This window comes from Streptomyces sp. SJL17-4 (genome assembly GCF_036826855.1).
Taxonomy (GTDB): domain Bacteria; phylum Actinomycetota; class Actinomycetes; order Streptomycetales; family Streptomycetaceae; genus Streptomyces.
The window spans coordinates 8,209,166-8,221,889 of record NZ_CP104578.1 but is presented as its reverse complement, the minus strand read 5'-3'; the positions used below and the strand labels follow the sequence as shown (position 1 = coordinate 8,221,889).

Here is a 12,724-nt window from a genome sequence, read left to right as displayed (position 1 = left end):
TAAACATGGACCTAAGATAGATGCCAGTCGACATCCAATCGGGAGGTGGCCGATGGGCCGCGTATCGCAGGCGCAGGCGGAGGAGAACCGCCGGCGGGTCGTTGAAACCGCGTCCCGCCTGTTCCGGGAACAGGGGACGCACGTCAGCGTCGCCGACCTCATGAAGGCGGCCGGCATGACCCACGGCGGCTTCTACAAGCAGTTCACCTCCAAGGAGGCACTCATCGACGAAGCCACCGCCCATGCGTTCGGCGAACTCGCCCAGCACCACAGGGACGGGCTCGATCAGCACGCCGGACAGCGTGACGCCGCCCAGCGGGCGCTGATCGACACCTACCTCTCCGCCGAGCACCGCGACAGCGCGGCAGAGGGGTGCCCCGTCGCCGCACTCGCCACCGACATGGCCCGCGACGGCGGAGAAAGCGAGGCCCGCCGCGTCTACACCCAGGGAGTGGGCGACTTCGCCGACTGGCTCGACACCGAGGACCAGGACGGCCTCACCCGGCTGTGCACCATGCTCGGCGCACTCGTCCTGTCCCGGGCCACCAATGGCTCCCCGCTCTCCGAGGAGATCCTCACCACCGCACGCGAGGCACTGACCGCCACCGACTGACCGGAACAGCCGTGCAGCGCGGCACGCCGCAGGAAAGGGTGCCATCGACTGCGCCAGCGCGCCCAGGTCGTCCTGCACGCGGCGCGCGGCCGCACCAACGCGCGCATAGCCCGCGAGACCGGGCTGCGCCTGGACACTGTCCGCACCTGGCGCGACCGCCTCGCCGGGAACCGGCTACCCGCCCTGTCCGACCTGACCCAGGTCGGGGACAGGCTCCAAGCCTTCGCCCGCTTCGACCGGCACACCGAGCAGTGCAGGACGTGGCTGACGGGTGCCGCCGACGGGCCCCTCACACGCGGTCGCCGGGGCCACGGCGGGGCTACGGCGGGGCTACACGGATCGCGGGTAGATCCAGCCACTGCATGCATCAGGCAGGCCACTGCCTTCCTCGCACACCTTGAAGGCGTAGACGTCGCGCGTGTACGTCGTCACGAAGCCCCCGTTGTTCGCGCCGTCGTTGTCCCAGGGCCGACGGTATTCGGTACCGTCCGGGTCGCCCCGGAAAACGAGCCGGAAGAAGGCGCCACGACCGTCGGCGGACTCGTCGTTGACCCAGAGCCACGACTGGAAGTCGGAGTTGTTGTGGCTGTTCTGCACCTGATAGGTGTTCCCGCCCCAGTGGATCTCGCAGTCCCAATAACTCTCGTTGCACGGCGCGTCGGCAGCAGATACTGACGGTGTTCCGAGCGTGACGAGCCCCACCACGGCGGACGCGATCCCGAGGGCGCGCATCACGCGCTTCTTTGTCGTGTACATGGGCGGACGCTAGCCCGGCCACGAGCACGGTCGCCGATTGTCCGCGCAACTCGTCCGGAACCGTTCCCGGCTGGCGTGATCGTGCGGTTCTCAGCCGCCCAAGGGCGGGGCGCACACGTGAACTCCCACCCGCCTGGCAGACACGCGGCCTAGGCCGAGGCATGGTCGGGTAAGTATGATCAAGCGATGTCCGACATGACAGAGACCACACCCGGCTGGCTGAGCACGGACGAGCTGAACACGGCTCGGGGCCAGATGCCGATCCTGTACGTCGAGGCCGTACCCGTGCGCGTGGACGACAGCGGCGAAGTCACCAGCATCGGTCTGCTCCTGCGGATCGGTGCGGACGGCACCATCAGCCGCACCCTGGTCTCCGGCCGGGTCATGCACCACGAGCGCGTCCGTGACGCACTCCTACGCCACCTGGAGAAAGACCTCGGCCCCGTGGCCCTGCCGCGCGTCCCTCCTTCCCTGCAGCCCTTCACCGTCGCCGAATACTTCCCCACGGCGGGCATCACGCCGTACCACGACCCTCGCCAGCACGCGGTCTCGCTGGCGTACATCGTGCCGGTGAGCGGCGACTGCCGCCCGCGGCAGGACGCTCTGGACCTCGTCTGGTTCAGCCCGCAGGAAGCCGCCTCCCCCGCCGTACAGAGCGAGATGCCGGACGGTCGTGGGGCGCTGCTGAAGCAGGCCATCGCCCACGTGGGACACGCGTACTGAGAGTCGGAGCGAGGACGACGGCGCCGCGCTGTTGCTGACCGGAACGGACAGCAACAGCGCGTACGCGTACGCGTCACCCCCGACGAACCACGGTGCCGCGGCGGGCGTCAGGGCCGGGGGGCACTGGCGATGTCAGTCCTGGTCCGCCCTGGACAGGGCTTCGGTGATCAGGCGGGTCGCGAAGTCGCGGTCGTCCGTGAGCCGGTTGATGTGCTCCGCGAGCAGGAAGGCCGTGGCTTCCAGGGGGTTCATCTCGTCCTTGGTCCATTCTCCGTACTGCTGGCGCCACAGGCTGGGGCTCAGGCCCGTGCCCGCCGCGACGAGCATGCCGGCCATGGTGGGGATGACCTCGGGACGGACGCTCCTGGGCATCATGCGCATCGTGGCCACGAAACTGGGCACGACGTACTCGATGACGTCCTTGTCGTGGTCCTCGTAGGCCATCCGCAGCCACTTCATGAACATGAAGATGAGCGTGCACGCGCCGTCCAGCACGTCGCGTGCTTCCCTGGGACCCAGTGAAGCGGTGAACTGGGCGATCAGCTGCTGCTGTTCGGGGTCGGTCTCGGTCCTGCCGTCGTAGATGGATTTGAGCCGGGAGTCGATCATCAGGAGGGCCGCACCCACGTCGCCGGCGGGAGCGTACTGGGGGTCGCAGGGTGATGACACAGGATTCCTCCTCGTGCGACCGCGACAGGCAGCGCGGAATACCCGTACGGTAGACCGCCCATCAGACCGGGATCCGGCGTTTCCCGATTGCCGACCCAGGGCCCGTACCCCGGCCGGCCAATCGCCGACGCCCAGCACACCAGCACTCAACGGCGGTACGTCGAGATACGGCACCCGAGCCCGACCGCCACCCGAACGGGTGCGGTCCGATGAATCGTGTCCGGTGTCCGCGCCCGCGCGGCGCGGGGCTCGCCTGCGACCGTGCCATGTCAGAAGCCCGTGCAACACTGCGGCACATGTCTCTCGCCGATCTCAGTCTTGACCTGTGGCGGTCATTCGATCTGCCGACTGCACGCCGCGTCGCCCGCGAGGCCGCGGAGCTGGTCGGTGGCCGCGTGACCGCCGTCGAGACCGTTGAGCACCTCGGCAGTCCACTGCATCGCGTCCGGATCGAACGGACGGCGCAGGAGTTCGCTCTGATACCCGGCGGCCAAGTGACGCTCGGGTTCGACCTCGACGCCTGGCAACCGACGCCTGAGCAGGACGCCGATTACGCGGAGAGCCTGGAGCAGGGCTTCGGCTACGCGCCCGGCCTGCGTGCCCACCTCGCCCAGGTGCTGAGCCTGCGTCGGCGCGTCACCCTGGCCACCGTGCTCATGGCCGTGGAGGACGAGAACCTCACCGACCCGCCGGCAGACATGCCGGCAGTACTCGCGGCTCGTGGCCTGCGTCTGCCGAGTTCCGACGAGTGGGAGCACGCCTGCGGGGCCGGAGCCACCACCCTGTTCCGATGGGGCAACGACTGCCCCCTCGACCGCATCCCCTACGGGGACTCGGACGGGCCGCAGAACCAGCCGAACGCCTTCGGCCTGCACATCGCCTACGACACCTACCGCGCAGAGGTGACGAGCGACGTCACCGCAGTCCACGGCGGGGACGGCGGTGAGTCGGTGTGTGGCGGCTACGGACATCTTCTGGGGTGGCTTCCGCTGGCCACGGCGAACCGCAATCGCTCCATGGCCGAGTTCGTGTACAGCTCCGACGGGGAGGATCTCTGCGAGGACCTCTCCACTCGTCCTGTGCTCACCTTCTGAACCTGCGCACGGCCGCATCCGTTCGCTCGATTCGTTCGCCTCCGGCGCACTCCGTTCGTGGCGCGTCGGGTCATTCCTTGCGGGCAAGCAGCTGGATCTCCTGGAACTGCCTTCGGTCGGTGGGCAACGGCTCGATCGTCGTGCGGGCCACCTCCTTCAGGCCGTGGTCGCGCAGGAGTGCGGCGAGGCGGTCGGGGTGCCAGCGGTAGGCCGTGACCACGGCGTGGTCGTAGCTCTGCGTCTCCAGGTGAGGGCCGTCGGTGGCGGGGAAGCCGATCAGCAGGTGCCCGCCGGGCGCCAGAACCCGGGCGATGTCCGCCACGAGGGCGGGCACCTCCTGCGGCGGGGTGTGGATGACGGACCAGCGCGAGAGTACGCCGCCCAGCGTGTCGTCCTCGATGTCCAGCGCGCCCATCGAACCGACCTCGAACCGCAGTCCGGGGTGGGATGCGTGCGCGAGCTCCACCATCACCGGGGAGGCGTCGACGCCGAACGCCCTCAGGCCCAGTCCGTGCAGATGGGCCGTCACATAGCCCGGCCCGCAACCGAGGTCCGCCACCTCACCGTCGCCGTTCGTCCGCACCAGTTCCGCGAACGCGCCCAGGAGGGCGCGCTCCAAGGGGCGGTCACGAAGGGAATCGTGGAACTGCTGCGCGTAGACGGATGCGATGGCGTCGTAGGCGTCGCGGGTCGCGCCCAAGGTGTTGAGTTCGGTCACCTGGAGACCTTAACGGGAGGCTGGAGCGTGCGTGGTCGGCGGCCGGCTGCCGGCTGCCGCCCGCTCTCCGGTCGTCGGAATCCGGCGAGTACGGGCAGTTGTGGTCGCCCGAGACCCTACGTGAGCCTTTCAGGGCGGGCGATATCGCGCCTCCTGCCGCACTGTTCACGTGCCGGCACGCGCCATCACGCCCACAACAGCCGTTACGCGGCACCAGGCAACCCGCACGCCGTCGTTGTCATCCTCCGAAGGCGAGAGAGGGGGCCGGGGAGGGCGAAGTGCCTGGGGTGCGTGGGGCTCGCGAGTGGTGGGTTCCTCGACGCGCGGCCGCACTCCTCCCCGTACCCGACAGGACCGATCGTGAGGAAGACCGTTTTGATACGTGCTACACGCGGCGTGGCCACCGCCGCGGCGTTACTCGCGCTTGCCTCGGTGTCACCCGGGGTGGCGTACGCGCAGTCGTCACCGCCCTCCGGAACGCCGTCGTCCGGAGCTCCTTCGGCCACCGCTCCGGGCAGTCTGCTCGGCGCTCTCGAGCTGCCCGCGGGCTGGCAGGTGACCGACGACGGGGCGAGCCGGCAGTTGGTGTGGACGTCGCCCGTACCCGTCCCCATGGGCGACTCCCGCGTCGCGTTCCACGCCGGCGACCGGCTGCTCGGCCACCCGGTGGCCGCCCGCGACGGCCGGTCCTTCCGGCTGCCCCTCCAGGGCGTACAGCTCACCGAGGGGACCCTGTTGCGGGTCACGGCCGGTGGACGGCGGCTCGACGCGGCAGGTCCCGACCGCTCCGCGCGCCTCGCGCCCACCGACCCTGCTGCCCCCTCCGCCCCTTCCGCCCTGACCGCGCCGCCCGCCGCCCCGCTTCCCGCGAACGGCGTGGACCCCGGAGTCCCGGGCCGCTACCGCACCGTCAGCGGCGAGTACGACCTGAAGTCCGTGCGGCTGCCCGGGTTCCCCGAGCCCGTCGAGATGCGGGCCACGGTCGTCGGACCGGCCGACGCACCGGGGAAGCGGCCCGTTGCCCTCTTCCTCCACGGCCGCCACGGCACCTGCTACACCCCCGGGACCGAGGACGTGACCGGCGACTGGCCCTGTGCGGCCGGTTCGAAGCCCATACCGAGCCACCAGGGGTATCTGCGGGCCCAACGGCTGCTGGCCTCCCAGGGGTACGTGACCCTGTCCATATCCGCCAACGGCATCAACGGCCAGGACTTCCGTGCCGAGGACGGCGGCGCCCAGGCCCGCTCGTCCCTCGTACGGCAGCACCTGGCACGCTGGGCCGACTGGTCCGCCCACCGGGCCACCGCCCCGGCCGCCGTACGCCGCTCCTCCGCCGCGGACCTGTCGCGGGTCCTGCTCGTCGGCCACTCCCGGGGCGGCGAGGGCGTCAACCGCGCCGCGCTCGACAGTCTCGCCCCGCCGCCCGCCGACCAGGACGGCTACCGGGGCCCCGTGCGGTGGAAGGTCCTCGGCACCGTGCCGATCGGCCCCACCATCTTCGGCAACAACCCGGCGCCCGACGTCCCGTCCATGACCATCCTGCCGGGCTGCGACGGCGACGTGTCAGACCTCCAGGGCCAGAACTTCGTCGACGGCACGCGCGGTGTCAGCCGGGGTGCCGCGCTGCACAGCGCGGTCTACATGGTCGGCGCCAACCACAACTTCTTCAACAGCGAGTGGACCCCGGGCCAGGCCCAGGCGCCGGCCTTCGACGACTTCTGGTCCGACGAGCAGCCCGACCCGGTCTGCTCCCCCGGCACGAAGACCCGACTCACCGCCCCACAGCAGCAGACCGCCGGCGCCACCTACATCGCCGCGGCCGCCCGGCTGTTCGTCGCCGGCGACGACCGGGTCCGTCCGCTCCTCGACGGCACCGGCCGCCGCGTGCCCTCGGCCGGCCCGGTCCGCGCCCTGTCCCACGCCGTCGGCGCGAACCGTACGCCGGCCTTCGTGCCCGGCTCCTCCGCGCTCACCGTGTCCGGCGGTGGCAGGCTCTGCACCCAGGTCGACCCCGACGCCGGCCGCGCGTGCCTGTCCCCCGACGCGGGCGGTGCGTCCCCGCACTTCGCGTACTGGGAGGCCTCTCCCGAACCGGGCCGTGACGCCGTCTCCATGGAGTGGTCGCGTCCCGGAGTCCCGGTCGCGGTGCGCTCGGCGCGGCCGATCTCCCTGGTGGGCTCCGACTCTCTCGCCCTTCGGGTGATCGTTCCGCCCAACAGCACGGGCACCGAGCTGGACGTCGCCGCGACCGATGCCTCGGGGCGCCGCGCGCACCTGGGCCGTACCCGTGTCGACGGGCTCCCGGGCAGCGAGCGGACCACCTCCTACTGGGCGCGCGAGGTGCGCGTACCGCTGTCCGCCGCCGCCCGGTCCGGCCTGGAGCTGAAGCGGATCACGACGCTCGAGCTGACTCCGCGCGGTGCTTCCGGTCGTGCGTGGCTGATGGACGCGTGGGGCTGGCGGGCCGGCACTCCGGCCGTACGTCCGGCCGCCTCGGCCCGTGTCGACGTCGGACGCCTGACGGTCGCGGAAGGCGACTCGGGTGTCCGCACCTACCGGGTGCCGGTGCGGGTGTCCGGTCAGGGCAGCGGCCAGGTACGGCTGTTCGTCGCCGATCCGGCCACGGGCGAGTCCACCTCCCGTGTGGTGACGGTGCGTCCCGGACGTCATGACATCGACGTACCGGTCGAGGTACGGGGCAACGGCCGCTTCGGTTACGACGTCACGCACGACGCCTTCGTCAAGGCGGTTCGCGGCACGGTGATCGGCTCGCACCGCGGCGGAGTGACCGTGCGGAACGACGACCCCATGCCCGAGGTGAGCGTGACGCCCGTCGCCGACAAGGTGACCGAGGGCGCCGCGCTGACCTGGCGGGTGACGCTGTCCGAGCCGGCCGACGCCGAGATCAGCGGCCACGTCGCCTTCCTGCCGCCCGCCGACGGCACGGAGCTGACCACGGCGGACCTGGACCAGGCGTGGCTGAAGGAGCAGCTCGGGGAGGTACCGGCCACGGCCACGCCCCTCTCCCAGATCGAGTTCGGCGGCCTGAACCTGCCCGTCTCCATCCCTGCCGGCGCGACGACCACGGAGGTGAGCGTGCCCACGGCGAAGGACGACGTGAGCGAGCCGGTCGAGTCGCTGCGGGCTCAGTTGGTCACGTACGACGGCACCTGGGAGCCCGTGCCGGGCCCCGAGTTCGTGGGGACGGTGCGGGACGCGGCATGACGTGACGGGATATGACGTGACGTGACGTTGCATGGGCGGACACCGAGTCCTTCACAGGTCGGTGTCCGCCCTTCGTTCCGCCCGACAGAATGGGTGACCATGACAGGTGTACAAGGGAAGCTCGTGGAGCGTCTGCGGCAGGCCGGGCTGGACGTCGTGGAGGGACAGCGGGTCGAGCAGGTCATGAGGTATCGGGCCGCCTGGCGACCGGTCATCTCGGGCAACACCACGCCTACCGTGGCCGTACGGCTGGACGCGCCGGATCTGGTCGCCGAGCTCAACAGGCAGTGGTACCGGCTGGCGGTCGACTACGGGATCCTCGGCGCGGACGGCACCTTCCTCATCGACGTCGTCGGCAACTGGCCGGACAGCACGCCCCAGCGCTGGACACGGGTGCGGCTCACCGACCGGTGGGACCTCGCCGGAGTCCTCGGTGGGCGGCCCGGCCAGCCCGAGTTCGTCACGCTCTCCACGGATGGCGACGCTCTGGTCGGGGCGACCACCGAGGAGTACGACGTCTGGCTCGTGGCACGGGACCGCTTCAAGGAGCGGAAGGAAGCGGAGGCGCGCGCCGCGGCGGCCGAGACCGCCGAGGAACGCGCCGCCGCGTGGGAGTGGTTGTTCCGCGGGCCGGTGTCCGCGGCGAGAATGCGTGAGGAGTGGGCGCATGGGCTGGCGTTCAACCCCGCCATCTCCGACGACCTGCGTGCAGGTCTCGTCGGTCTCACCCACCATGCCCTGTGGCGCGCCCTGCCGACGTCGGTCGTCGAGGCTGCGATGGTCCACCCGGAGTGGCAGGTGCGCGGGTTGCTCGCCGAGGTCCAGCCGAACATCACGGCTCAGCAGTGGGAACGCCTGATCCTGGGCGAGCAGGACGCCCGGAGGCGGTGGATCCTCACGCTGCTCGCGGCGGACCGGCGCGTCGAGCTCACCGGCACCGCGTACGCACGGCTCGCCGCGGATCCGTCCGCGAAAGTGCGGGAAGAGGCAGCCAGGCTGTCCGGCCTGCCCGTTCACCTGCTCGCGGCCCTGGCCGGCGACGATGATCGGGCCGTACGTGCCTCGGCATGCCGCGCGGCGGGCTGGCCGCACCTGGACGGCCCGGTCCGGCTCGCACTGCTCGAGGACTCCGACCGCGAGGTCCGCGTCGCGGCGCTCCTCCAGCACCACCAGGAGCACCCGCTGTCCCGGTCGGTCTACGACTCCGAGGGACTCGGGAGCAGCGACGCGGTGAGGACCTGTCGGCTCGGGCGCGATCTCGCCGAGCAGCTGGCGCGCGACGGTGATCCCGACCGTCGCCGTGCCCTCGCCGGAAACCGATGGCTGGACAGTGACCTGGTCGCCGTTCTCGCCCGGGACCCCGACGAGAGCGTCCGGTTCGCGGTCTCCACGCGTCCCGATCTGACCGAGGAGCAGCGGGCGGGTATCGGCATCGACTTCGATCCGAGTATCCGCTCGAACGCGCTCGACTGGGTCACGGCTCTGCACGAGGATCCCGACGCCATGCGACGCCTGGGCGCCTCCTCGCACCCCCTCGTCCGCAGAAGCGTCGCGCGGGCCAGGCGCCTCCCGCCGGACGTCGTCGAGTCGCTCGCGCGCGACGAGGACCGTGTCGTGCAGCTCTTTCTCGCCGAGTCGTGCGACGACGCACCCGCCGAGATGCTGCTGCGGGTGTGGCAGTGGTGGACCGGCAGCCTCAGCACACCCGACCGTCCCCGCGGCCATCCGAACTTCCCCCGCCGCGACCTGGTCCGTCATGCCGACGACCCGAACCCACGGATGCGGCAACTCGCCCTGGACGACCCGGAGTCGACCGTCGAGCTCGTCGAGCGGTTCAGCCGGGACAGCGACGAGGAGGTCCGGTTGCGGGCCGCGACCGACGCCCGGCTGAGCGCCGCGTCAGCGGTGCGGCTGCTCGACGACCCGTACGAGCAGGTGCGGCGGGCCGCGGCGAGGCACCCCCGGCTGCCGGCTGGGGTCCTGGTCCCGTTGCTGCGCGACAGGGACACCGCGTCCGCGGCTGCCCGGAACCCGGGGCTGCCCGAGCCGGTCATCGCGCGGATGATCCAGTTGATGCGGTGACTTCAGGCCAGAGCCGAGGCGTGTGCCCCTCGGTTTGATCACTCGTTCGTGAGTTTCTCCACGGTCGCGCCCGCCGTCCCGCCACGCTGATCCACGCGGCACGCGACCTGCGTCGCCGCAACGGTGCACGGTGGAGGGGGAGATGTCATGACGCGGAAAGCGGGGCGCCGCGGGGGTGCCGGTGAGCAGGCTGTGCTCCTGGTCGCCGGGCTGGCCGACCTGGCGGTGGGCACGCTGGGGTCCGCCCTCGGGGCCGTACGAGGGCTTGCTCGGCGCTCGGACACGGCGGAGCTGGTCGCGGAGGCCGAGCGGGATCTGACCGCGCGTGGGCGTCTCGTGCTGGATCGCTACGCGGCCGCGCCCCCGGCGCACCTGGAGGTTCTCGCCCGGCACGCCCTGGCCCGGCGGGTGGGCGAGAGTGGCTGAGCAGTGGGAGTCGGCCGCGTTCAAGGCCCGAGTCGACGAGGTCCTGCATCGCTTCGTCGGCGACGAGGCCGATCTGCTGGCGGCGGTCGACCCGGCGCTCGGTCAGGTGGCCGAGCAGCTGGAGGCGTCCGTCGCGGTCGGCAAGAGGTTGCGGGCGGCGTTCTGTTACTGGGGCTGGCGGGCGGCTCGGCAGCCCGACAGCGACGCGTTGGTCCGGGCGGCGGCCTCCATGGAGCTGGTGCACGCGGCCGCCGTCGTGCACGACGACCTCATCGACGACAGTCCGCTGCGGCACGGGCGGCCCACCGCGCACATGGCCCTCCGGGGTGTCGTACGGCACCACCCGCAGGCCGCGGACGCCGCCCGGTCGCTTGCGATGCTCGTCGGGGATCTGCTGATGTCGCTGGCCGGGCAGCTGTTCGCCACCAGTGGACTGCCCGCCGCCTACCTCGGCCGGGCCCGTCCGCTGTGGGCGGCGCTGGCCCGCGATCTCATCGCCGGTGAGTGTCTGGAGATCCTCCACACCGGCGTCGCCCCGGACACGGCGGCGTCGCTGAAGGTGATCCGCTACAAGACCGCCAAGTACACCGTCGAGCAGCCCCTCCTGATCGGCGGCCTCCTGGCCGGGGCCGGCGACCGGCTGCGCGAGGGGTACAGCGCCTACGGGCTTCCGCTGGGCGAGGCCTTCCAGCTGAGGGACGACCTGCTCGGACTGTTCGGCGACCCACGGCACACCGGCAAGGCCAACGCCGATGACGTACGCGGCCATCGGCCCACCGCGCTTCTCGCGGAGACATGGCGCATCGCCGGTGCGGACGAGCGCGAGCAGCTGCGTGCCCTGCTGGGGCGGCACGACCTGGACGAGGAGGGTCTGGAGGCCGTACGCGCGGTGATGCGGCGGCTCAAGGCGCCCGACCGGGTCGAGAGCATGATCGCCGCCCGGGTCGAGGAGGCGCTCGGCGCACTCCACGAGCTGGACGTACCCGCGCCCGCCGCCCGTGCCCTGACCGGTTTGGCGCATTCGGCCGCGGTCCGCTCGTCCTGATCCGGGCCCGACCTCCCGACCTCCCGACCTCCCTGCGCCTGCCTCCCTGCCTCCCTGCCTCCCTGCCTCCCTCACACAAAGGACTCCCCCGTGCTCCACACCGAGACATCGATGAACGCCCTCCGAGAGCGCGGCGACGAGCTCGCCGACGCCACCGTCGCCGCTCTCTTCGAGCGCGGCGAGATGGGCACCTTCAACACCTTGATGCGCTTCTTCTCCACCGCCGGCGCGCCCGTTCCGGACGGTTTGCCCGATGTCGCCAGGGAGTATCTGGAGGCCACGAGCGCCCCGCCGGCCTGGGTGGACTGGGACGAGATGGAGCGGGCCCGGCTGTTCTTCATCGACAACAACGTGCACATCGCCACCGCCCTGTCCTTCGCCGCCATGCCTGCCTGCTATCTCGTCCCCCACGTGGCGAAGCTGCTGTCGACGACCCACGGCCTGAACTACCCCTCGACGCGCATGGCCGCGACCGGCCAGTTCACCGTCTATCTGATGCAGCCCGATGCCTTCGAGGCCGGAAGTCGCTTCATCCCCGCCGCGCAGAAGGTCCGGCTGCTCCACGCGTCCATCCGTCACCACCTCACGCGCGAGGACCGCTGGGACACCGGGGCGTCGGGGGTGCCGATCTGCCAGGAGGACATGATCGGCGGGCAGATGTTCTTCTCGCTGCTCGTCCTCGACAGCCTGCACCGCCTCGGCATCCACATGTCGGAGGAAGGAGCGGAGGCGTACTACTACGCCTGGCGTGTGGTCGGCGCGATGCTCGGCGTCGACCAGGACGCCGTCCCCACGTCCCTCGACGAGGCGCGCCGGTTCCTCGACCAGTACATGATCCGGTACATGGGGCCGTCCCCGGAGGGCGCGCACCTGACCCGGCAGCTCATCCAGCTCTACGAGGACATCGTGCCCGGGACGCTGCTCGACCCGGTCGTGGCCGCTCTCGTCCGGTACCTCATCGGCGACACGAGCGCCGACTGGCTCGAGGTCCCCAGCACGCCCTGGGACACCGTCGTCAAGGCCGCACCGCATCTGCTGGGCGTACTGGAGACCATCGAGGACCGCTCACCGCTCGGCGCCTGGGCCCTCGACCGGCTCGGGCACCTCACCACGATCTTCGAACTGTCCTCGCTCACCCGGGGCCGCGTCATGCACTACGCCATCCCCGAGCACCTCAGGAAGGAGTACGGCGTGCCCGACGCACCGTCCCGCACCCGTCGCTGGACCCCACCGGCAGCCGCGCTCGCGCCGTGAGGCGAGCGACGGGCACAGGCACGGGCGCACCCCACTGCCCGGCGGTTCGCCCGTGTGGAAGGCGATCTCACAGGTCGCGCCGCTGCACGCCGAGGATCGCCAGCGCGCACACCGGCGCG

The 12,724-nt window shown here is 71.4% G+C and carries 11 protein-coding genes and 1 pseudogene; 9 read left to right on the top strand and 3 right to left on the bottom strand.

Going from position 1 to position 12,724, the window contains the following annotated elements:
- Nucleotides 1-52: 52 nt before the first annotated feature.
- Entirely contained in the window at nt 53-613 is a 561-nt protein-coding gene (locus N5875_RS36865; RefSeq protein WP_318211787.1) for a TetR/AcrR family transcriptional regulator, read from the top strand.
- A gap of 48 nt (nt 614-661) precedes the next feature.
- Nucleotides 662-787, top strand: a pseudogene (locus tag N5875_RS36860) (helix-turn-helix domain-containing protein); the annotation flags it as partial.
- Between the two features lie 156 nt (nt 788-943).
- Here N5875_RS36860 and N5875_RS36855 read toward each other — a convergent pair.
- The gene (locus tag N5875_RS36855; protein WP_318211786.1) at nt 944-1,369 is read right to left on the bottom strand and encodes a hypothetical protein; all 426 of its coding nucleotides are present in this window, start codon (nt 1,367-1,369) and stop codon (nt 944-946) included.
- Nucleotides 1,370-1,564: 195 nt separating this feature from the next.
- Between N5875_RS36855 and N5875_RS36850 the strand changes: the two genes are divergently transcribed.
- The gene (locus tag N5875_RS36850; protein ID WP_318211864.1) at nt 1,565-2,092 is read left to right on the top strand and encodes an NUDIX hydrolase family protein; all 528 of its coding nucleotides are present in this window, start codon (nt 1,565-1,567) and stop codon (nt 2,090-2,092) included.
- Nucleotides 2,093-2,224: 132 nt separating this feature from the next.
- Here N5875_RS36850 and N5875_RS36845 read toward each other — a convergent pair whose 3' ends face one another.
- Nucleotides 2,225-2,761, bottom strand: coding sequence for a hypothetical protein (locus N5875_RS36845; protein WP_318211785.1), 537 nt, complete (start codon nt 2,759-2,761; stop codon nt 2,225-2,227).
- Between the two features lie 296 nt (nt 2,762-3,057).
- Here N5875_RS36845 and N5875_RS36840 point away from each other — a divergent pair, with 296 nt between their 5' ends.
- The gene (locus N5875_RS36840; RefSeq protein WP_338498724.1) at nt 3,058-3,855 is read left to right on the top strand and encodes a hypothetical protein; all 798 of its coding nucleotides are present in this window, start codon (nt 3,058-3,060) and stop codon (nt 3,853-3,855) included.
- A 70-nt stretch (nt 3,856-3,925) separates the two neighbouring features.
- Here N5875_RS36840 and N5875_RS36835 read toward each other — a convergent pair whose 3' ends face one another.
- Nucleotides 3,926-4,573 (bottom strand): methyltransferase domain-containing protein, encoded by a 648-nt coding sequence (locus tag N5875_RS36835; RefSeq protein WP_338498723.1) that lies wholly within the window; start codon nt 4,571-4,573, stop codon nt 3,926-3,928.
- A gap of 375 nt (nt 4,574-4,948) precedes the next feature.
- On the opposite strand from N5875_RS36835, the gene N5875_RS36830 reads away from it, so the two are divergent.
- The 5 genes from N5875_RS36830 (at nt 4,949) to N5875_RS36810 (ending at nt 12,605) form a co-directional block, all read left to right on the top strand.
- Entirely contained in the window at nt 4,949-7,798 is a 2,850-nt protein-coding gene (locus N5875_RS36830; RefSeq protein WP_338498720.1) for a hypothetical protein, read from the top strand.
- Nucleotides 7,799-7,897: 99 nt separating this feature from the next.
- The gene (locus N5875_RS36825; RefSeq protein WP_338498719.1) at nt 7,898-9,880 is read left to right on the top strand and encodes a PE-PGRS family protein; all 1,983 of its coding nucleotides are present in this window, start codon (nt 7,898-7,900) and stop codon (nt 9,878-9,880) included.
- A gap of 147 nt (nt 9,881-10,027) precedes the next feature.
- Nucleotides 10,028-10,306, top strand: a complete 279-nt coding sequence (locus N5875_RS36820; RefSeq protein WP_318211781.1) for a polyprenyl synthetase — start codon at nt 10,028-10,030, stop codon at nt 10,304-10,306.
- Entirely contained in the window at nt 10,299-11,351 is a 1,053-nt protein-coding gene (locus N5875_RS36815; protein WP_338498716.1) for a polyprenyl synthetase family protein, read from the top strand. The genes N5875_RS36820 and N5875_RS36815 overlap by 8 nt, the downstream gene beginning before the upstream one ends.
- A gap of 90 nt (nt 11,352-11,441) precedes the next feature.
- The gene (locus tag N5875_RS36810) at nt 11,442-12,605 is read left to right on the top strand and encodes an oxygenase MpaB family protein (RefSeq protein ID WP_338498713.1); all 1,164 of its coding nucleotides are present in this window, start codon (nt 11,442-11,444) and stop codon (nt 12,603-12,605) included.
- Nucleotides 12,606-12,724 lie beyond the last annotated feature (119 nt).

Bases quoted from the DNA above. Each gene is read 5' to 3' on its own strand.
- N5875_RS36850 (WP_318211864.1), top strand. From the start codon at position 1,565: ATGACAGAGACCACACCCGGCTGGCTGAGCACGGACGAGCTGAACACG.
- N5875_RS36820 (WP_318211781.1), top strand. From the start codon at position 10,028: ATGACGCGGAAAGCGGGGCGCCGCGGGGGTGCCGGTGAGCAGGCTGTG.
- N5875_RS36840 (WP_338498724.1), top strand. From the start codon at position 3,058: ATGTCTCTCGCCGATCTCAGTCTTGACCTGTGGCGGTCATTCGATCTG.
- N5875_RS36825 (WP_338498719.1), top strand. From the start codon at position 7,898: ATGACAGGTGTACAAGGGAAGCTCGTGGAGCGTCTGCGGCAGGCCGGG.
- N5875_RS36855 (WP_318211786.1), bottom strand. From the start codon at position 1,369: ATGTACACGACAAAGAAGCGCGTGATGCGCGCCCTCGGGATCGCGTCC.
- N5875_RS36865 (WP_318211787.1), top strand. From the start codon at position 53: ATGGGCCGCGTATCGCAGGCGCAGGCGGAGGAGAACCGCCGGCGGGTC.